This window comes from Caballeronia sp. DA-9 (genome assembly GCF_051615025.1).
Taxonomy (GTDB): domain Bacteria; phylum Pseudomonadota; class Gammaproteobacteria; order Burkholderiales; family Burkholderiaceae; genus Caballeronia; species Caballeronia sordidicola.
The window spans coordinates 783584-804301 of the sequence record NZ_CP195133.1; the positions used below are offsets into that span (position 1 = coordinate 783584).

19 protein-coding genes are annotated in these 20718 nt (G+C 58.2%); 11 read left to right on the forward strand and 8 right to left on the reverse strand.

The window, feature by feature from the left end; genetic code table 11:
* Positions 1 to 13 precede the first annotated feature (13 nt).
* The 4 genes from fusA to ACRWA7_RS19735 all read right to left on the reverse strand — a co-directional run bounded on the left by fusA (position 14) and on the right by ACRWA7_RS19735 (position 4274).
* Positions 14 to 2119, reverse strand: coding sequence for an elongation factor G (gene fusA / locus ACRWA7_RS19720; protein ID WP_060858989.1), 2106 nt, complete (start codon positions 2117 to 2119; stop codon positions 14 to 16).
* A gap of 321 nt (positions 2120 to 2440) precedes the next feature.
* The gene (locus ACRWA7_RS19725; protein ID WP_438395611.1) at positions 2441 to 3004 is read right to left on the reverse strand and encodes a DUF192 domain-containing protein; all 564 of its coding nucleotides are present in this window, start codon (positions 3002 to 3004) and stop codon (positions 2441 to 2443) included.
* A gap of 140 nt (positions 3005 to 3144) precedes the next feature.
* Entirely contained in the window at positions 3145 to 3339 is a 195-nt protein-coding gene (locus ACRWA7_RS19730; RefSeq protein ID WP_060858990.1) for a hypothetical protein, read from the reverse strand.
* Between the two features lie 365 nt (positions 3340 to 3704).
* Positions 3705 to 4274: a pseudouridine synthase gene (locus ACRWA7_RS19735; protein ID WP_438395613.1), complete on the reverse strand. Its 570-nt coding sequence runs from the start codon at positions 4272 to 4274 to the stop codon at positions 3705 to 3707.
* A gap of 344 nt (positions 4275 to 4618) precedes the next feature.
* Here ACRWA7_RS19735 and icd point away from each other — a divergent pair, with 344 nt between their 5' ends.
* Entirely contained in the window at positions 4619 to 5872 is a 1254-nt protein-coding gene (gene icd / locus ACRWA7_RS19740; RefSeq protein ID WP_438395614.1) for an NADP-dependent isocitrate dehydrogenase, read from the forward strand.
* Positions 5873 to 5922: 50 nt separating this feature from the next.
* Here icd and ACRWA7_RS19745 read toward each other — a convergent pair whose 3' ends face one another.
* The 3 genes from ACRWA7_RS19745 to ACRWA7_RS19755 form a co-directional block, all read right to left on the reverse strand.
* Complete coding sequence (locus ACRWA7_RS19745) at positions 5923 to 6216, reverse strand: addiction module antidote protein (protein WP_060858994.1); 294 nt, start codon at positions 6214 to 6216, stop codon at positions 5923 to 5925.
* A gap of 3 nt (positions 6217 to 6219) precedes the next feature.
* A complete protein-coding gene (locus tag ACRWA7_RS19750) occupies positions 6220 to 6519 on the reverse strand; it encodes a type II toxin-antitoxin system RelE/ParE family toxin (protein ID WP_060858995.1) in 300 nt (99 codons plus the stop codon).
* 133 nt (positions 6520 to 6652) lie between these two features.
* A complete protein-coding gene (locus tag ACRWA7_RS19755; RefSeq protein WP_035497884.1) occupies positions 6653 to 6859 on the reverse strand; it encodes a cold-shock protein in 207 nt (68 codons plus the stop codon).
* Between the two features lie 616 nt (positions 6860 to 7475).
* On the opposite strand from ACRWA7_RS19755, the gene clpS reads away from it, so the two are divergent.
* The 9 genes from clpS to ACRWA7_RS19800 all read left to right on the forward strand — a co-directional run bounded on the left by clpS (position 7476) and on the right by ACRWA7_RS19800 (position 18194).
* On the forward strand, positions 7476 to 7790 hold the full coding sequence (gene clpS / locus ACRWA7_RS19760) for an ATP-dependent Clp protease adapter ClpS (RefSeq protein WP_031359828.1): 315 nt from the start codon (positions 7476 to 7478) through the stop codon (positions 7788 to 7790).
* The gene (clpA, locus tag ACRWA7_RS19765; RefSeq protein ID WP_060858996.1) at positions 7787 to 10087 is read left to right on the forward strand and encodes an ATP-dependent Clp protease ATP-binding subunit ClpA; all 2301 of its coding nucleotides are present in this window, start codon (positions 7787 to 7789) and stop codon (positions 10085 to 10087) included. The genes clpS and clpA overlap by 4 nt, the downstream gene beginning before the upstream one ends.
* 142 nt (positions 10088 to 10229) lie before the next feature.
* Positions 10230 to 11603 carry an amino acid permease gene (locus ACRWA7_RS19770; protein ID WP_438395617.1) on the forward strand — a complete coding sequence of 458 codons (1374 nt, stop codon included), beginning with the start codon at positions 10230 to 10232 and terminating at the stop codon, positions 11601 to 11603.
* Positions 11604 to 11708: 105 nt separating this feature from the next.
* On the forward strand, positions 11709 to 12521 hold the full coding sequence (locus ACRWA7_RS19775) for a DeoR/GlpR family DNA-binding transcription regulator (RefSeq protein WP_438395618.1): 813 nt from the start codon (positions 11709 to 11711) through the stop codon (positions 12519 to 12521).
* Between the two features lie 21 nt (positions 12522 to 12542).
* On the forward strand, positions 12543 to 13430 hold the full coding sequence (locus tag ACRWA7_RS19780) for a substrate-binding domain-containing protein (RefSeq protein WP_438395620.1): 888 nt from the start codon (positions 12543 to 12545) through the stop codon (positions 13428 to 13430).
* Positions 13427 to 14953 carry a sugar ABC transporter ATP-binding protein gene (locus ACRWA7_RS19785; RefSeq protein ID WP_438395622.1) on the forward strand — a complete coding sequence of 509 codons (1527 nt, stop codon included), beginning with the start codon at positions 13427 to 13429 and terminating at the stop codon, positions 14951 to 14953. Before ACRWA7_RS19780 ends, ACRWA7_RS19785 begins: the two co-directional genes overlap by 4 nt.
* Positions 14950 to 15942 carry an ABC transporter permease gene (locus tag ACRWA7_RS19790; RefSeq protein ID WP_438395623.1) on the forward strand — a complete coding sequence of 331 codons (993 nt, stop codon included), beginning with the start codon at positions 14950 to 14952 and terminating at the stop codon, positions 15940 to 15942. Before ACRWA7_RS19785 ends, ACRWA7_RS19790 begins: the two co-directional genes overlap by 4 nt.
* Complete coding sequence (locus ACRWA7_RS19795; protein WP_438395625.1) at positions 15935 to 16909, forward strand: tagatose kinase; 975 nt, start codon at positions 15935 to 15937, stop codon at positions 16907 to 16909. Before ACRWA7_RS19790 ends, ACRWA7_RS19795 begins: the two co-directional genes overlap by 8 nt.
* Before the next feature lie 4 nt (positions 16910 to 16913).
* On the forward strand, positions 16914 to 18194 hold the full coding sequence (locus ACRWA7_RS19800; protein ID WP_438395626.1) for a D-tagatose-bisphosphate aldolase, class II, non-catalytic subunit: 1281 nt from the start codon (positions 16914 to 16916) through the stop codon (positions 18192 to 18194).
* 71 nt (positions 18195 to 18265) lie between these two features.
* On the opposite strand, the gene ACRWA7_RS19805 is transcribed toward ACRWA7_RS19800, so the two are convergent.
* Complete coding sequence (locus tag ACRWA7_RS19805) at positions 18266 to 19192, reverse strand: fimbrial protein (RefSeq protein WP_438395627.1); 927 nt, start codon at positions 19190 to 19192, stop codon at positions 18266 to 18268.
* Between the two features lie 125 nt (positions 19193 to 19317).
* Between ACRWA7_RS19805 and ACRWA7_RS19810 the strand changes: the two genes are divergently transcribed.
* On the forward strand, positions 19318 to 20388 hold the full coding sequence (locus ACRWA7_RS19810) for an IS30 family transposase (protein ID WP_438393106.1): 1071 nt from the start codon (positions 19318 to 19320) through the stop codon (positions 20386 to 20388).
* Positions 20389 to 20718 lie beyond the last annotated feature (330 nt).

Consider the following 20718-nt stretch of genomic DNA (forward strand, 5'->3'; position numbering starts at 1 on the left):
AAACCTGAGGCGCCTACTTCGACTTCGAATTCACGATGGCTTCCGCGACGTTGTTCGGCGTCTCGGCGTAATGCTTGAATTCCATCGTGTAGGTCGCGCGGCCCTGCGTGAGCGAGCGCAGCGTGGTCGAATAGCCGAACATTTCGGCCAGCGGCACTTCTGCGCGAACCAGCTTGCCGCCGCCGCCCGCAATGTCTTCCATGCCCTGGACGATGCCGCGCCGCGACGACAGATCGCCCATCACGTTGCCCATGAAATCCTCGGGCGTTTCCACTTCGACGGCCATCATCGGTTCGAGCAGCACCGGCTTGGCTTTTCTCATGCCGTCCTTGAACGCCATCGATCCAGCCATGCGGAACGCGTTTTCGTTCGAATCCACGTCGTGGTATGAGCCGAAGGTGAGCGTCACCTTCACGTCGACAACCGGATAACCCGCGAGCACGCCGGCCTTCAGCGTCTCCTGAATACCCTTGTCCACCGCCGGAATGTACTCGCGCGGAACCACGCCGCCCTTGATTGCATCGACAAATTCATAACCGCCGCCGGGCTTTTGCGGTTCCATCTTGATCACGACGTGACCGTACTGGCCGCGTCCGCCCGACTGCTTGACGAACTTGCCTTCCACGTCCTCGACCGGAATGCGGATCGTCTCGCGATACGCCACCTGCGGCTTGCCAACGGTCGCTTCGACGCCGAATTCACGCCGCATCCGGTCGACCAGAATTTCCAGGTGCAACTCGCCCATGCCCGAGATGATCGTCTGGCCGGATTCCTCGTCGGTCTGAACGCGGAACGACGGATCTTCCTGCGCGAGGCGATTCAACGCGATACCCATTTTTTCCTGGTCGGGTTTCGTCTTCGGCTCGACGGCCTGGGAGATCACCGGTTCCGGGAAAATCATGCGTTCGAGAATGATCGGATGAGCGGGGTCGCACAGCGTGTCGCCAGTCGTGGCTTCCTTCAGGCCCACGGCCGCGGCGATATCCCCGGCGCGCACTTCCTTGATTTCCTGACGCTCGTTCGCGTGCATCTGGAGAATCCGGCCGAGCCGCTCCTTTTTCTCCTTGATCGCGTTGTAGACCGTATCGCCGGAATTCACCACACCCGAATACACCCGGAAAAAGATCAACTGGCCGACAAACGGGTCCGTCATGATCTTGAACGCGAGCGCCGCGAACGGGTCTTCGTCGGTCGGATGACGTTCCGCTTCCTTGTCGTATTCGTCCACACCCATGATGGCGGGCACGTCCGCCGGCGACGGCAGATAGTCGATCACGGCGTCGAGCATGGCCTGGACGCCCTTGTTCTTGAACGCGCTGCCGCAGAACATGGGCACGATTTCGCTTCGCAGCGTGCGTGCACGGATGGCCGCCTTGATCTCGTCCTCGGTGATGTCCTCGCCGCCGATGTACTTGTCCATCAGCGCTTCATTCGCGTCCGCTGCCGCTTCGATCATCTTTTCGCGCCATTCCTCGGCGGTCGCGAGCAGGTTCGCGGGGATGTCCTGATACTCGAACAGCACGCCCTGACTGGCTTCGTCCCAGATGATCGCTTTCATCTTGACCAGGTCGATCACGCCCTGGAAATGGTCTTCGGCGCCGACCGGAATCTGCATGGGTACGGCGACGCCTTTCAGGCGCTCGCCAATCTGCCGCTGCACGCGGAAAAAATCCGCGCCCACGCGGTCCATCTTGTTGACGAACGCAATGCGCGGCACCTTGTATTTGTTCGCCTGACGCCAGACGGTTTCCGATTGCGGCTGCACGCCGCCAACCGAGTCGTAGACCATGCACGCGCCGTCGAGCACGCGCATGGAGCGTTCGACCTCGATGGTGAAGTCGACGTGTCCCGGTGTATCGATAATGTTGATCCGGTGTTCCGGATAATTCCCGGCCATGCCTTTCCAGAAGGCCGTGGTGGCGGCGGAGGTAATGGTGATGCCGCGCTCCTGTTCCTGCTCCATCCAGTCCATCGTCGCCGCGCCGTTGTGAACCTCGCCGATTTTGTGGTTCACACCGGTGTAAAAAAGAATGCGTTCGGTGGTGGTGGTCTTGCCGGCATCGATATGAGCGCTGATACCAATATTCCGATAGCGGTCGATGGGAGTCTTGCGGGGCACGTGAACCTCCTGTTGATTGGATGGAGCTTTTTGATGCCAGACCGGCGGGCAACGCTGAAAGCGGCGGTTTGGCGGCTCCGGAGCGAAGCGTTGTCGGCGTTTTCGCTGGTTTATTAGGATAGCGCGTCAACGCTCTCTTTGCAGGAATCTTGCCAGCCCGCTGAAAATAACGGAATCGGCAGGCTGGAAGGGACGCGTTCGCCGCAACCTGCGCGGGCCCGCGGCGACGCACAATGCAAAAAGCCGGCGCGCGGTTCAAGGCGTCGGCCGGCTCGGGCGGTGCGAAGGCGCTGGGGTGATCCGATCAGCGCCGCTAAATCGTCACTGGACGGGCGGCAAGCCTTGAATCTTCATGCCCGGCTTGATTCCCTTCGCCGTGAACCAGCCCTTGCTCATTTCGAGTGCGTACACGCCGTTGTTGCGCGGGCAATGGTTGTTTTCCGTCTCGGCCTGCATTTCATCGATATCCGTCACCGTGCCGTCCTCGCGAATAAATGCAATCGACAACGGGATCAACGTGTTTTTCATCCAGAAGCAGTGCACCGCGCGCTCGTTGAATACAAACAGCATGCCTTCGTTCGGCGCGAGCTTTGTGCGATACATCAGGCCCTGCTCGCGGTCGGCGTCGTTGGAGGCAATGGCGGCGTCGATCACGTACATGCCGGCCGTCAGCTTGGTGTGCGGAAAATCCCCGGGTTGCTTGGCTCCCGGCGGCATTTGCTGGGCCTGTGCGGCAAGCGAAACCAGCGGCACGGCAAACGCCACGACCGCGCGACGAACCAGACGGCCAAGATCGAACGATGATACTGAGCGGAACGAAAGCCACGAAAGACGCACGGCGAAACTCCTCACGATATGAAGCCGGTTGATTGAATGATCCGGCATGACTGGCGCATGTTACTTGAGCACATGCAAAAAGAAAAAGGCAGAACCTTTGAAGGTGTCTGCCTTTGAATGCCGCTTGCACGGCAGCACTGCTTGGTTTTAGCGTCGCGTTGCCGCGATCTATTACCAGTTGATGCGACTTACTCCGACGCGGCGGAAGCTGCAGCAGCCGAAGCTGCCTTGTGGTGCGTGCCCTTCTTGTGGGTCGACTTCTTGTGTGCCGACTTGTGAGCGGTCGAAGCAGCTGCAGGAGCCGATGCTTCCGGAGCCGAAGCTTGTGCGAATGCAGCCGTTGCGAACAGGCCAGCGACGAGAGCAGCGATCAGTTTGTTCATGTTGTGAATCCTCAGCTTTAGTTTGATTTAACCTTGTGACCCGGTCGATGGAGTCATGTCGGTAAACGAGCCGTCCACCTTTTGGTTGACAGGGGATTCGAACAAAATTTCGATCCCGCTGCGAGCACTTGAACCTTACGTTAAGCCTTCATAAAACGGCTGTTTGTTGCAGTTCTTAGCTAATGCCGGACGGCGTTTTTAAGGCATCTGCTGCGAATAACGCCGCACGGTAGAAGTCGGTTGACGTAAATTTTTTATCGAATGCGGAGAGGAGGGCCAACGGGAAAATTATTTGGGAAAACGAAATAAATGGAACGGAGAGAAATGAATTCGTAATGTTGAACGAGCGACAAACCGCGGATCATCTACCCGATGCCGTTCCATGGCGCACGAACGGCCAAGTTCATCGACTCGCCGGGCGCGAGTTCCAGATTGAATACATCGAGCGCGCCGATTCCCACGCGTACCAGCCTCAGCGTCGGATACCCAACTGCCGCCGTCATGCGGCGCACCTGCCTGTTACGTCCTTCGGTAATCGACAACTCGATCCATGTAGTCGGAATGGCGGCGCGGTATCGAATGGGCGGCGTGCGCGGCCAAAGCGCTTCCGCCGATTCAACCCGCTTCGCCATGCACGGCCGCGTCACGAAATCCCCAAGATCCACGCCTGCGGCCAGGCGTTCGAGCGCGTCGGCACCGGGCGCGCCTTCTACTTGCGCCCAGTATCGTTTCACAAGTTTGTGACGCGGTTCTGAAATGCGTGCCTGCAGCGCGCCGTCGTCGGTTAGCAGGAGCAGGCCTTCGCTGTCGGTGTCGAGCCGTCCCGCGGGATAAACGCCGGGCGTCTTCACCCATTCAGCCAACGACGGATGCTTCTCGTGCGCCGAAAACTGGCAGATCGTGCCAAATGGTTTGTTGAGAGCAATCAACGGCATGGCTTTGGCGCAATCACACTAATAACTGGCTGGAGATATTCGGTAGCCGAGATTTTAATGCACCGGTGAAATTATCAAGTCTTGTGTCTTATATAGGGCATCAGAACTATGTGGCGACGTCCCAAACACTGATAGTTGCGCCGCGTGCGCAGCGCCGGCAAACGCACCATTCGGGCGCACGTCCGATACCGTGGGCTAGAATAGGCTCCGAGCGCCTCGATTGCATGCCCGGCCTTTGCTGCAAGGGTCGCCGGAATCGCGTGGCCGTCCGCATTTTTGCTTATTTCCGATCATATTCTGCGCACTTTCCTATCTAAATAGCCCAGCTTTTTTTGGAGTCGACCATGCCGTACCAGCATATCCAGGTTCCGACGGACGGTGACAAGATCACCGTCAACGCCGATTACTCCCTCAACGTTTCCGACCAGCCGATCATCCCGTTCATTGAAGGCGACGGCACGGGCGTGGACATCACGCCGGTGATGATCAAGGTCGTCGACGCGGCCGTGGAGAAAGCGTACGGCGGCAAGAAGAAGATCCACTGGATGGAAATCTTCGCCGGAGAAAAGGCGACCAAGGTGTACGGCCCGGATGTTTGGTTGCCGGACGAAACGCTGGATGTGCTCAAGGAATATGTCGTCTCGATCAAGGGCCCGCTGACCACGCCGGTTGGCGGCGGTATCCGTTCGTTGAACGTCGCCCTGCGCCAGCAACTGGACCTGTACGTGTGCCTGCGTCCCGTGCAGTACTTCAAGGGCGTGCCGTCGCCGGTACGCGAGCCGGAAAAGACCAACATGGTCATCTTCCGCGAGAATTCGGAGGACATCTACGCCGGTATCGAATGGGCCGCGGAGTCCGAGGGCGCGAAGAAAATCATCAAGTTCCTGCAGGAAGACATGGGCGTGAAGAAGATCCGTTTCCCGGATACCTCGGGTATCGGTATCAAGCCGGTTTCGCGTGAAGGCACGGAACGCCTGGTGCGCAAGGCCATTCAATACGCCATCGACAACAACCGCAGTTCGGTCACGCTCGTGCACAAGGGCAACATCATGAAGTTCACGGAAGGCGCGTTCCGCGACTTCGGCTATGCGCTGGCGCAAAAGGAATTCGCGGCTGAACTCATCGATGGCGGCCCGTGGATGAAGATCAAGAACCCGAAGGGCAATGACATCGTGCTAAAGGACGTAATTGCCGATGCATTCCTGCAGCAGATTCTGTTGCGCCCGGCCGAATATGACGTTATTGCAACACTGAACCTGAACGGCGACTACGTTTCCGACGCCCTGGCGGCGCAAGTTGGCGGAATCGGCATTGCGCCGGGTGCCAATATGTCTGATTCGGTCGCCATGTTCGAAGCCACGCACGGCACCGCGCCGAAGTACGCGGGCAAGGACTACGTAAATCCGGGTTCGGAGATTCTCTCGGCAGAAATGATGCTGCGCCATATAGGCTGGACCGAAGCCGCGGACATTATCATCCGGTCGATGGAAGCGTCGATCCTGCAAAAGCGCGTCACGTACGACTTCGCGCGCCAGATGGAAGGCGCGACGCAGGTGTCGTGTTCGGGGTTCGGGCAGGTGCTGATCGAGAATATGTGAACTGTTGAGATCGAGAACCCCCGGAAGGTCGAACGCCTTCGGGGGTTTTATCAGGTCGTTGAAGCGTGCAAACGGATGCCGAGTGCGCGCACGACTTTCCAGATTGTCGCGAATTCGGGGTTACCTTCGCCGGAAAGCGCACGGTAAAGGCTCTCGCGCTTCACGCCGGTTTCACGCGCGAGTTGCGACATGCCCCGAGCGCGCGCGATGACACCAAGCGCGTGGGCAATGAATTTCGGGTCGTCTCCCGCTTCTTCCAGACACGCATCGAGATACGCCGCCATTTCCTCTTCGGTGCGCAAGTGCTCGGCAGAATCCCAAGCTGAAGTTTTTACTTTGGTCATCGTTTAATCCGTGTCGAGGTTTGCTGCAAGGGTCTTAGCGCGCTCTATGTCAGCTTGCTGCGTGGACTTGTCCCCTCCGCACAGCAAAACTACAAGAATGCTACCGCGCTGGGTGTAGTACACGCGATAGCCCGGCCCTTCGTTGATCCGCAGTTCATTGATTCCACTGCCCACCGACTTATGGTCGCCGGGGTTGCCAGTTGCCAAACGGTCGATGCGTGCCTGAACCCGTATCCTTCCGCGCAGGTCGCGCAAACGGGAAAACCATTGGTCGAAAACTTCTGTTGTACGGATATTCAGCATATAGCATTGTAATCCATGGGGGACAGAAGATCCAATGCCGCACCCCTGAATCTCGACTGCTGTAAAACCCGCTTCACCAACAAAAAACCCGGCTCAACGGCCGGGTCTGAGGACAGTGCGCTTTTTCGAACGGTCAGGCAGATTCCTGGATGTTCGATGCCTGTTTACCCTTCGGTCCCTGGACGATCTCAAAGCTGACCTTCTGGCCTTCCTTGAGCGTCTTGAAACCATTCATCTGTATCGCCGAGAAATGTGCAAACAGATCCTCGCCGCCTTCATCGGGCGTGATGAATCCGTAGCCTTTCGCGTCGTTGAACCATTTGACCGTACCTGTTGACATCACTTCCCCTCTTACTCTCGTCGCTACCACGAGCACGCTCGAAAAGCTTGACGGCCCACTATGTGAACCGCCCCCTCCTCACAAGCTCACCTCGGCCTTTCTTCACCTGCAACACTTCGGAAAAAAGTGCCAATTTGATTGTTTAATCTCTTAAATCAAGTGTCAAGAAAATTTTGAGATGGTCGTAAAGACGTTGTAAAGACCTCATTTCAAGGGTTTTTCCCGCTTTGCGCGTATCCCGCCGCACAAGCACGCCATCTTGAAAAGTCGCATAATCGACGCACATGCAATACAGGCGGCAAGCGGCACGGGATATGCGGGGCAAAACCGGGGCGCGGCACGGGATTCATGGCGGCAGCGGTCCTTCACGACGCGATCAGTGCATACCGGACCAGGGTGAACAATTCGTTTTTTTTAGAGCTGTGCGATACTGGATTCAACGATGTTTCAAGCGGGCCGGCTCGGTAAAAAGAGCCGGCGGAATTCAGCAAGCGACAGGTTGCACGAAGTGTGCGGCGACATCGATTCGGCCTCTATGGCGAACGGGGTTTTGGCGAGGTGGCGAGCGGGTCGAGAGCTAGCTGGCGAGCCTGTCCGAGTTGTTTAGAATGGGCGTATGGCGATCAATCCCAACAAGCAGGATGGCACCGTACTGGAGCGGCAGGAACAAAAGCTGAAACAGCCGTCCATGTACAAAGTGGTGCTGCTGAATGACGATTTCACGCCGATGGAATTCGTCGTGTTCGTTGTGCAGGAACATTTCAATAAAGATCGTGAGACTGCGACGCAGATCATGCTGAAGGTTCATCGCGAAGGCAGGGGAGTTTGTGGGGTCTATACGCGGGACATCGCGTCGACCAAAGTTGAGCAAGTCGTTAGCCACGCGAGGCAAGCGGGTCATCCGCTGCAGTGTGTGATGGAGGAAGCATGATTGCCCAGGAACTGGAAGTCAGTCTGCACATGGCGTTTATGGAAGCACGTCAGGCGCGGCACGAGTTCATTACGGTCGAGCATCTTTTACTGGCCTTGTTGGACAACCCGACCGCGGCTGAAGTGTTGCGTGCATGCGCAGCAAACATTGAAGATTTGCGGCAAAACCTGCGCAATTTCATTCATGACAATACGCCCACCGTGCCCGGCACGGATGACGTCGATACTCAGCCCACGCTTGGTTTTCAGCGCGTGATTCAGCGCGCGATCATGCATGTGCAATCCACGTCGAATGGTAAGAAGGAAGTGACCGGCGCAAACGTGCTGGTCGCCATCTTCGGCGAAAAGGATTCGCATGCCGTCTACTACCTGCAACAGCAGGGCGTAACGCGCCTCGACGTCGTCAATTTCATCTCGCACGGCATCGCGAAGACGAATACGGGCGACGCGGCGAAGGCGAGCAGCGACGTGAACCCGGAAGCGGAAGACGCGGCCGCGCAAAAGGAAACCCCGCTTGCGCAGTTCACGCAGAACCTCAACCAGCTCGCAAAGGACGGCAAGATCGATCCGCTGATTGGCCGCGAACTGGAAGTGGAGCGCGTGGTCCAGGTGCTGTGCCGCCGCCGGAAGAACAATCCGCTGCTGGTCGGCGAGGCTGGCGTGGGTAAGACCGCCATCGCCGAAGGGCTTGCCTGGCGCATCACGCGCGGCGAAGTGCCGGATATTCTCGCCGACGCGCAAGTGTATTCGCTCGATATGGGCGCGTTGCTGGCCGGCACCAAATACCGCGGCGACTTTGAGCAGCGGCTCAAGACGGTTTTGAAAGAGTTGAAGGAACGCCCGCACGCGGTGTTGTTCATCGACGAGATTCATACGCTGATTGGCGCGGGCGCGGCATCGGGCGGAACGCTGGATGCATCGAACCTGCTGAAGCCGGCGTTGTCTTCCGGCCAGTTGAAGTGCATTGGCGCGACGACGTTTACGGAATATCGCGGGATCTTCGAAAAAGACGCGGCGTTGTCGCGTCGTTTCCAGAAGGTCGATGTTGCCGAGCCGAGCGTCGAACAAACCGTCGCGATCTTGCGCGGGCTGAAGTCGCGATTCGAAGAACATCACGGCGTGAAGTATTCGTCGGGTGCGCTTTCCGCTGCGGCCGAATTGTCGGCACGTTTCATCACGGATCGTCATTTGCCGGACAAGGCAATCGACGTGATCGACGAAGCGGGCGCGGCGCAACGCATTCTGCCGAAGTCGAAGCAGAAGAAGACTATCGGCAAGAACGAGATCGAGGAGATCATCTCGAAGATCGCGCGCGTGCCGGCGCAAAGCGTGTCGCAGGACGATCGCAGCAAGCTGCAGACGCTGGATCGCGACCTGAAGAGCGTGGTGTTCGGGCAGGATCAGTCTATCGATGCGCTCGCGGCCGCCATCAAGATGGCACGTGCGGGTCTTGGCAAGACGGACAAGCCGATTGGCGCGTTCCTGTTCTCGGGTCCGACGGGTGTAGGCAAGACGGAAGTCGCGAAGCAACTGGCGTTCACGCTTGGTATTGAATTGCTGCGCTTCGACATGTCCGAGTATATGGAACGTCACGCGGTAAGCCGGCTGATTGGCGCGCCGCCGGGATACGTTGGGTTCGATCAGGGCGGTTTGCTGACCGAAGCCGTCACGAAGAAGCCGCATTGCGTGCTGTTGCTGGACGAAATCGAAAAGGCGCATCCGGATATCTACAACGTGCTGCTGCAGGTCATGGACCACGGCACGCTGACGGATAACAACGGTCGCAAAGCGGATTTCCGCAACGTCATCATTATCATGACGACGAATGCGGGCGCCGAAGCGATGCAGAAATCGGTTATCGGGTTCACGAATCGCCGCGAAACCGGCGACGAAATGGCCGATATCAAGCGGATGTTCACGCCTGAGTTCCGTAATCGTCTGGATCAGATCATCAGCTTCCGTTCGCTGGATGAAGAAATCATCATGCGCGTGGTCGACAAGTTCCTGATGCAGCTTGAGGACCAGTTGCACGAGAAGAAGGTCGACGCGGTCTTCACGGACGCGTTGCGCAAGCACCTCGCGAAGCATGGTTTTGATCCGCTGATGGGCGCACGGCCAATGCAACGCCTGATCCAGGACACGATCCGTCGTGCGCTGGCTGACGAGTTGCTGTTCGGCAAGCTGATGACGGGCGGTCGCGTGACGGTCGACGTGGACGAAAACGACAAGGTGTCGCTGACGTTCGACGAAAGTCCGGTCCCGCGCAATCCGAATCCGGAAGCGGTCGAGGTTGAATGAATGATCGGTGGTCGATGACTGAAGTCAGGTGACACGCGAGTAAGGTATGTCATCATCGGCGAGGCGGCGCGGAGAACTTTTCCGCGCCGCCTCGTTTTTTTGTGTCCGCGATTGTTACGGATATTGACTTCAAGAGGTTGATTTGAGCTTTAAGCGCGGGTCGTTCGAGACCATTGTCGAACGGGAAAAAGGGTTGCACCGGAGTCTGACGGCCGGACAGATGTCGATGATCGCCATTGGCGGGGCGATTGGAACGGGGTTGTTTCTTGGCAGCGGCTTTGCGATTGGCTTCGCCGGGCCGAGCGTCTTGCTGAGCTACGCAATTGGCGCGGTCATCGCGCTGTTGCTGATGGGCGCGCTTGCGGAGATGACGGTCGCGCACCCGACGTCCGGGTCGTTCGGCGCGTATGCGGAGTTTTACATCGGCCCGCTCGCGGGGTTTCTCGTGCGGTACGCGTATTGGTCAGCGGTTGTTTTCGCCGTTGGCACCGAGGTCAGCGCGGTTGCCGTGTTCATGAAGTACTGGTTCGCGAACGTGCCGGGCTGGTATTGGATCGTCGGATTTTCCACTGCGCTGATTGCCGTGAACGCCGCGAGCGTAAAGGTCTACGGCGTGATCGAATACGCGTTTTCGATGCTGAAGATCGTTGCGATCGTGGCGTTCATCCTGCTTGGCGCTGTGTTCGTGTATGGCGCGCCGATGTCTTCCGGCGTGGGTTTCAGCAACTTCACGGCGCACGGCGGCTTCTTTCCGCACGGCTTGAAAGGCATGTGGTTCGCGGTGATCGTGTCGATCTTCAGCTACCTGAATATCGAGACCATCGCGGTTGCGGCGGGCGAAGCGCGTGATCCGCAGCGCGCCGTGGCGAAAGCCTTCAGGTCGACTGTCTTCCGGCTCGTCCTTTTCTATCTGCTCACGCTGGCGCTGATGCTCGCGATTGTCCCATGGACGCAGGCGAGCACCGACGAAAGTCCGTTCGTCAAGGTCATGGCGGCCACGCGCGTTCCGTATGCTGCGGGCGTGATCAACTTTGTCGTGCTGGTCGCGGCGCTTTCGGCCATGAACAGCCAGCTTTACATCACCACGCGCATGATGTTCAGCCTGTCGCGGGCGGGTTACGCGCCCGCGCGTTTCGGGCGCTTGAGTGCGAACGGCGTGCCGACTGCCGCGCTGTCGGTTTCCACCATCGGTATCGCGCTTGCGACAATTCTGACCGCGTTCTGGCCGGCGATGGCCTTCGGCCTGATGATGTCGCTCGCCATCTTCGGCGCAATGTTCGCCTGGCTGATGATCTTCGTCACCCATCTCTTCTTTCGCGCCCGTTACAGCGGCCCCGCGCTGTCGTTCCGTATGGTGCTGCATCCGGTTGGCAGCCTGCTTGGGGCGGGTCTCATGGCGGCGATCATGGTCACGACTGCGTTCACAAACGAATTCCGTATGACGCTCGTCTATGGACTGGCGTTCATGGCCGTGCTCGTTGGCACTTATGCCGTCTGGTATCGGAAACGCATGTAAACGAAACCCTGCGAGACGCGGGTAAACACCGACTAAAAGCGCTTTGCGTCTCTTTCGTTTCGAAACTAGAATCTTTCGAAGCGAAAGTGCAAAGGCGGCTCTCCCGTGTTGGCTAACAAAAACTCGCTTCATCGGCGTCTGCGAATTGTCGAGCTTGTCCGCAAGCGGGGCGAGGTTTCCGTCGATGAACTGGCTGCCGCGTTCGACGTGTCGAGCGTCACCATTCGCTCGGACCTGAATTACCTCGAGCAGCAGCGCTATCTCATTCGTGCGTTCGGCAAGGCGCGTTATGTGGCGCAGCGGCCGGGTGAAAACGTGCTGTCGGCGGTGTCCGCAAGCGCGACGCGACAGGCTTCCGATATGGCGATTGCCCGCCTGGCGGCGGATTTTATCGATGACCATGCGTCCGTGTTCATTGGCGCCGGTGTCATCACCCACAAGCTTTTGCCGCTGCTCGCGGATCGCTCGAATCTGGCGCTGACGCTCAACGACATCGCCATGGTGCCGACGGTCCAGCGGTTCATGCGCTGCGAGTTACGGCTCTCAGGCGGTTCTCTCGACGACGATTCCACCGTGCTGCTCGGGCCCGACGCCGAGCGTTCGCTGTCGGCTTTATCGCTGGATCTGGCGGTGCTCGAAGCGACGGGTTTTGATCGTGAAGGCAATCTGCTGTGCGCCGATGCACGTCTTGCCGACGTCCATAAAGCTGCGCTGAAGAACGCCAAGCGGATAGTCGTCGTGGCTTACCAGCCCGCGTTGCAAGGCGAGGGCCGGGCGTTTTGCCATGTAAGCCGCCTGGGCGGACTTGTGCTCGATGACGCCATCGACCCGCCCACGCTCGACCTGATTCTCAAGGCCGGGCTCAATGTGCATCGGCGGGAAGAAGGGATTCTCGAATTTCATAATCAGCAACCCTAAACAATATCAGGAGACATTTTCATGTTTCGTCGTTCACTGCTGGCCGTTCTCGTTACCGCTGTCACTGCCACGGCCGCTCACGCCGCCGACGTCAAGATTGGGGCGTCGCTGCTTACGCAACAACACCCGTTCTACGTCGAACTCGCCAACGCGATGAAAGCCGAAGCCGCAAAGGATCACGCGCAGATCGATATTGCGATTGCGAACCAGGACCTGAGCAAGCAGATTGCCGACGTGCAGGATTTCGTCACGAAGAAAGTCGATGTAATCGTGATCTCGCCGGTTGATTCCAAAGGCGTGAAAGCGGCGGTGCTGACAGCGGAGAAGGCCGGCATTCCGGTGATCACCGTGGATATCAGCGCGGCAGGTGTTGAAGTCGCGTCCCATATCGCCACCGATAACTACGCCGGCGGCCTGCAAGCCGGCGCGCTGATGTGCAAGGTGCTCGGCGGCAAGGGCAAGGTTGGCGTGATCGACTACCCGACGATTCAATCGGTGATCGACCGCGTGACGGGTTTCAAGAAAGCGCTCGGCGCGTGCCCGGACGTAAAGATTGTCGCGATCCAGCCGGGTATCACGCGTGCCGACGCGTTGAGCGCCGCGCAAAACATGCTGCAGGCGAATCCTGACCTCGCGGGCATCTTCGGTTTTGGCGATGACGCTGCAATGGCCGCGGCGGTCGCGGGCAAGTCGGCGGGGAACAAGGTGAAGGTGATCGGCTTCGACGGCATGCCGGAAGCGCGAGCAGCGGTCGATAAAAACCCGAACTTCGTTGGCGTGATCCGCCAGTATCCGGACAAGATGGGCGCGCTCGCGGTGGACACGGCGGTGAAAGTTGCCGCCAAGCAAACGGTGCCGAAGCTGCAGCCGGTGACGCCGGGGCAGTATCTGAATGCATCAGTGAAATGAATACCGCGTTGAAACCTCGCGCTGCTCAGGCTCTTCTTGAGCTTTGCGGTATCGCGAAGTCGTTTGGTCCGGTCGAGGCGATCAAGGACGTATCGCTGGTCATCTTGCCGGGCCGCGTGCATACGCTGCTCGGTGAAAACGGCGCAGGAAAATCGACGTTGATGAAGATTCTCGCGGGCGTTCACGCGCCTACGCGTGGCGAGATATTCATGAACGGCGCACCGGTTGCATTCGCCGATCCTGGCGAATCGCAGAAGGCGGGCATTGCGATCATCTATCAGGAACTGAGTCTCGCGAAGAACCTGAGCGTGGCTGAAAACATCTACACGGGGCATGAGCCGCGCCGTTTCGGCGTGGTCGATTTCAAGCGTTTATACGCACAAGCGCAGGATTTGCTCGACGACCTCGGCATTGATATCGATGCAACCGCGCCTGTGTCGCGTCTTTCCATGGCGCAGCGTCAGCTCGTGGAAATCTCGAAGGCGCTGAGCCGCGATGCATCGCTTGTGATCATGGACGAACCCACGTCTTCGCTCAGTGACCGCGAGGCGGAGATCCTGTTTCATATCGTCGCGAAGCTGACGGCGAAGGGCGCGGCTGTTGTCTATATCTCGCACCGGATGGACGAGATCATGCGCATCTCCGACGACATCTCGGTCATGCGCGATGGCCGCTACATCGCGACGTTGCAGAAGGACCAGACAAGCATTGGCGCATTGATCGCAATGATGGTCGGCCGCGAAATGAACGACGTGTATCCGCGCCGCGAGACGCCTTATTTACGTCCGTCGTTGCCGTTGTTGAAGGTAAGCAACCTGACGTTGCCTGGCCTGTTCGAGAACATCAGCTTCCAGATTCACGCGGGCGAGATCCTCGGCTTCTTCGGCTTGATCGGCGCGGGAAGGTCGGACGTGATGAAGGCGTTGTTCGGCATCGGCCGGCCGAGCGGCGAAATTCTAATGAGCGGCAAGCGTCTCAAGCTGCGCAATCCCGCGCACGCGATTCGCGAGGGCATTGCGTTCGTGACCGAGGACCGCAAGCACGAAGGGCTCGTGCTGATGCATTCCATTGCGAACAACGTCACGATGGCAAGTTTCGAGGAGCATGGCTCGCGTTTTGGCATCCTGAACCGCCGCTTCGAACGCGATGAAACCGCGAACGCCATCACGCGCATGAACATCCGCGCGTCGGGTCCGTTTCAGGCCGTTGGAAACCTGAGCGGCGGCAATCAGCAGAAGGTCGTGTTCTCGAAATGGCTGGCGCTGAAACCCAAAGTGCTGATCCTCGATGAACCCACGCGCGGTGTCGATGTAGGCGCGAAATTCGAAATTTATCGGGTGATCCGGGAACTCGCGGCAAGCGGGACTGCGATCATTCTCATTTCATCGGAACTACCGGAAGCGCTTGCCATGAGCGACCGGCTGGTCGTGATGCGTGAGAAGCGCGTCGTCCATGAATTCAGTGCAGCAAGTCCAACGCAGGAAGAAGTGATGTCGTACGCGACGGGAGCCACAACAGCATGAACCCGACTCAACTCAGCGGCGCGGCGGCGAAGAGGCGCACGCACGCAAGCGGCGCGTTCAATCGCGCGCTCAAGCACTACGGCGGCATTGTTGTCGGCCTGATCGTGCTGTGCGGATTTTTCTGGGCGCTGTCGCCCAACTTCATGTCCGTGAATAATCTGCTGAATGTCGTGATGCAGGTGTCCATCATCGCGATACTCGGCTTTGGCATGACCTACGTGCTGCTGCTCGGCGATATTGACTTGTCCGTCGGCGCGACCATGGCGCTGGTCGGCACGGTCTGCGCGTTTGCGCTGGAGCATGGCGCGTCGCCGTTCATAGCCGTGCTCGCCGCCATGGGCACGGGGCTGGTTCTCGGCGCCATCAACGGCTCGCTGTCCGCGTTGCTCACCATTCCCTCGTTCATTGTCACGGTCGCCACCATGGGCGTGTTTCGCGGCTTCGCGTACCTGACGTCGAACGGCGTGCCCATTTCCATCGACAACGACGCCTTCGCTTTTCTCGGCAACGGCGCCGTGCTCGGCATTCCGCTGCCTATCTGGATTCTAGCGGTCCTGCTGCTGTTGAATCACTTCGTGCTCTCGCGTACCGTATTCGGGCGCAAGGCGTATCTGGCGGGCGGCAATCGCGAGGCGGCGCTTTACTCGGGTATCGATGTCAACCGCCTGCGGATCATGATCTTCATGATCTCCGGTTTGCTTGCGAGCATTGGCGGCGTGCTGATGACGTCGCGGCTTTATTCGGCGCAACCGAACGCGGGAATTGGCTATGAACTCGATGCCATCGCCGCAGCCGTGCTCGGCGGAACAAGCCTCTCGGGCGGGTATGGAACGATCACCGGAACGCTGATCGGCGCGCTGATCATTGGCGTCATCAACAACGGCATGAACCTGCTGAGCGTTCCCTATTTCTATCAACTCATCGTGAAAGGCATCGTGATTCTGGTCGCGGTGTGTATCGATGTTCAAACGAAGAAACGTCATGCCTAACTCAAACGGTGTTCCCTCGAAGGCCGGCACCATCGTCGCGATGGGCGAGATCCTGGTCGAGATCATGGCCACTCAAATTGGCCAGCGGTTTAGCGAACCGGGCACGCTGATTGGACCGTTTGCAAGCGGCGCGCCCGCGATTTTCATCGATCAGGTTGCGAAGCTCGGCAGCCCCTGCGCCATGATCGGCTGTGTTGGCGACGACGACTTCGGCGTGCTCAACGTCGAACGCCTGCGCGCCGATGGCGTGGACGTTTCCGGTATTGCCGTGCTGAAGGACGCGACTACCGGCAGCGCGTTTGTCACGTATCGCCAAGACGGCGATCGCGATTTCATCTACAACATCACGAACAGCGCGTCGGCGCAATTGTCGGTGGCGAACCTGCGTGGAGAACTGCTCGCGAACTGCGGCAATTTCCACGTGATGGGATCGTCGCTGTTTTCGTTCAGGATCATCGAGGCCATGAAACAGGCTATCGAAACGGTGAAGAAGAACGGCGGCACGGTCAGTTTCGACCCGAATATCCGCAAGGAAATGCTGCGGATTCCGGAGATGCGCGATGCGCTCGATTTCATCCTCGACTACACCGATGTCTTCCTGCCCAGCGGCCACGAAGTGACGCTGCTCGCGAGCGCGACGTCGGAGCCCGGCGCTATCGATGAACTTTTGAAGCGCGGCGTGAAGGAAGTGGTGGTGAAGCGCGGCGCACAAGGCTGCAGTTTTTTCGATGCCAACGGCGAGACGCATCGCCCGGCGTTCAAGGTCGAGGAACTCGATCCAACCGGCGCGGGCGATTGTTTCGGCGCGACATACATCAGTTGCCGCGCGCAAGGGAAGGACGTGGACACCGCGCTCAAATACGCGAGCGCGAGCGGCGCGCGCGCGGTCGGCGTGAAAGGCCCGATGGAAGGCACGGCGACCTTCGCCGAACTCGACGCGTTTTTGGCAACGGCAACCACGGAGTGATGTCATGAATTCGATCGTCTCGCGTTTGAGCAATGCGCATCCGGCGTCGGCCTGGCTCACGGGCATTTACTCGATTTGTTCCGCGCATCCGTGGGTGCTGGAAGCCGCCATGCGGCAGGCGCTGGAAGACGGGACGCCGTTGCTGATTGAATCGACGTCGAATCAGGTCGATCAGTACGGCGGTTATACGGGCATGAAGCCGGCGGATTTCGTGGATTTCGTGCGCTCGATTGCGCAACGCGTCGGCTTTGCGCATGAGCATCTGATTCTGGGCGGCGATCATCTCGGGCCGAATGCGTGGCGTCATCTGCCAGCCGAAGAGGCGATGAAACGCGCGGATGCGTTGATCGACGCGTATGCATCGGCGGGATTCACGAAGATTCACCTCGATACCAGCATGTCTTGCGCCGATGATCCCGAGCGTTTGTCGGACGCGGTGGTGGCTTCGCGCGCCGCCCGTTTATGCGCGGTCGCCGAAGCAGCGGTCAAGCGCGCGAGTCTGAGTGTGAGCCCGGTGTATGTGATCGGCACGGAAGTGCCGGTGCCGGGCGGCGCGGCGGAAGAGCTTGAAATCGTTGAACCTACCTCGCGTGATGCGGCTATTGAAACGGCGTTGGTCCACAAAAAAGCGTGGCAGGAACAGGGCGTGGAGGACTCGTGGCCGCGCGTGATCGCGCTGGTCGTGCAGCCGGGTGTGGAGTTCGATCATACGAAGGTGATCGACTATGTGCCGTCGCGCGCCGAGTCGTTGAAAAGTGCGTTGGACGATCTGCCCGGCATGGTGTTCGAAGCGCATTCCACCGACTATCAGACGTCCGAAGCGCTGACGGCTTTGGTCCGCGATGGCTTTCGCATTCTCAAGGTTGGGCCGGGCGTAACGTTCGCTTTGCGCGAGGCGCTTTATGCTTTGGCGGATATCGAAACGCAGTTGATTCCGGAGAATCAGCGCTCGAATTTGCGCGCGGTCGTGGAGCGTGTAATGCTGGCGAAACCGGGCCACTGGGAAAAGTATTATCACGGCGATGCACAACAGCAACGCGTGTTACGCACGTACAGTTATAGCGATCGCGTGCGTTATTACTGGGCCGATCCGGAGATCACGAAGACTGCACAAAAGCTGCTGGATAACCTGAATGCGGTGAAGATTCCAGAGAATCTTTTAAGCCAATTCCTGCCCGATCAATATTGGGCCGTGCGGCGCGGCCAGTTGAAAAACGAGCCGCTCGCGCTGGTTCAGGATCGCGTGCGACAGGTGATCAGGATCTACGCGGCGGCGTGCCGATAGTGTTAGTTAATTTGTCACGCGACGGTCGACATAGCGACCGTCCTCCTTCAGATCAAAAGCGTCTTCCGTTTCTATTGATACGACATGGTAAATGTCGCTTTAGCGTTGGCCGATCCTGTGCCGATTGTGCCCGTTCGAATATAGCGCGCGGTTAAAGGGACCGTAACCACGCCGCCTGTGGTTTGTGTCGGCGTCATCAGGAATTGCCCTCGATTCCCAACGACCGCTGAATCGGGACCGAAGACAATCGGAACTCCGTTGAACAGGATTTGATAGCCGATACCTCGAGCGGTCGATTCTGGACTTAACGATAACGTGGTGCTGTCATTTGCCGGCGTGCTTACATCCGTCAGAGTGGTGTACACCTTCAGACCTGGATCGCAGTTTAGACCAACGTTCAAATTGGTTTCACCGTCAGTCGATCCCACCTTCGGTAGCCGGTAAGTGTAGGTTTTTGGCATTGTCACGGCTATGGCGGGTGTAGTGACCGAGCAAGCTGAAACAGCGAAGGAGCCAGTTGCTACTCCCGAATAGACGTTGAACACAGCGCTTGACTCGGGTTGGTATTCCTCGATTGTGACGGGTGGTACCGCTGTCAGGTTTCCCGTTGGCGCAGGTCCTACTTTCATGAAATATGCGGAATATTTCAAGTTGAATATTTGCGGTACGCCCGGTGACGCGGCCGTCACCGTACAAGAAATGGTCCGGCGGATCTGTAACATCTGCGACGGCCACCCGCCGGAATAGGGCGTGCATTTTGTGTTGGGACCGTTTTCCGCGATGTATCTGACTGCTACGTCTGGAAGATTGGTTTGATAATAATTTGTGAATCCCGGTACTGCAACGCCGCTTGGCGCGTAGGTATAGACACTGAACGTGTAAGCCGTACCCGTGGACATGCAGCTAATGACGACGGTCGTTGAGTAAGGTGCGCTTTGCGTGTTGATTGCAGCGTCTCGCGGGAACACATTCGTAGGTATCGTAATGTCAGCGTTCAATCCTGTAATCGTGCACTGCGGCGTTGCCGCATTGACCGGCGATATGTGGCTTATCAACTGAAATAAAATAAACAGAGGGCGCTTTCAAGGTACAAGTGCAACACCTTTGAAATAGGATATGTTGCATGGGACAAAGCTATGAACAACTCAGTGCTGAGGAGCGTGGCTCAATATTTGCCATGAAACTTGCCAACGAAAGCACGCGCGCGATCGCGCGTGCGCTCCGACGTTCGCCAAGTACGATCAGCCGCGAACTCAAGCGCAATGGCTGGAAGTCCGATGAAGAGCGCGGCGACAGAGGACGGCCTGCGATCGCGGGCGCTTACTGCGCGATCCGTGCTGGTCGACGCGCGGGACGGCTTCGCCGCAAACCGCGTTACGAGCGCAAACTGCACGTTGACGGCGCGTTGTGGCCCGAAGTGCGGCAGTATCTGCAAAAGTGTCACTCACCCGAGCAGATCTCAGCCGCACTCAAACTTGCCCACCCTGATGAGCCTGCTTTGAACGCTTCGCATGAAACCATTTACCGAGCCATTTACGCCGCGCCCCGAGGCGAGTTGCGCCGGGAACTCGTCAGCCTGTTGCGACAGGGACGTGGCGCACGCAGGCCGCGCACGCGAGGACAGGACCGGCGCGGCAAGCTCTCCGACATGCTCAGTATTCACGTACGCCCTCCCGAAGCCAACGACCGGCTCATCCCGGGTCACTGGGAAGGAGATCTGATCAAAGGCCTGGCTAACCGTTCGGCAGTGGGTACGCTGGTGGATCGCAGCACGTTGTTTGTGATGCTGGTCAAGATCGATGGCAGTACGGCGCAGGCAGCGCTGGAAGCCTACAGTGCCGCGTTCGCGCCGCTCGATCAGGGACTGCGTCAAACCCTGACCTACGACCAGGGCAAAGAAATGGCGTTACACAAAAAGCTGGCTGAGGCGACGGGCATCAAGATCTACTTCTGCGATCCACACAGTCCGTGGCAACGCGGCATCTGTGAAAACATCAATGGGCTGCTTCGCCAGTTTCTACCCAAGGCGACCGATCTATCGGTATTCTCGCAGCGACAACTCGATGCGATCGCGCTGAACATGAACACCCGCCCTCGAAAGACGCTCCAGTGGCGCACGCCTGGTGAGGTCTTTATTGAAAACTGCGCCAAGCACGGCATTGTCATTGACCCCGCTGTTGCACTTGGAGTGTGAAAGCGCCGAGTAATTAACGAGTTCTTTAGCATTGTGGCTCTCGTAAAGAAAACAATGCGAAACTAGAACCTTCGCTGTTCGTTGATCGGTTGGACAAGTGTCTTGGCCTTCGCTTATTTACGTCGCCGACTACATAGCCGTGAGTTGATTGCAGTTTTATACATAATTCCGCAGCATAACTAAACGATGTTCCTTATAGTGCCGCGGTACCCTTTAGGTTTCCTGTAAATCCTATGCTGTTTCGGCCGTCGGCGCCACGGATTAATCCTTCCTGATAAAGACAGTTCCAGGAATGGCTCCGTGTCGTTTCCAGGTTTCTTTTTTTAATGG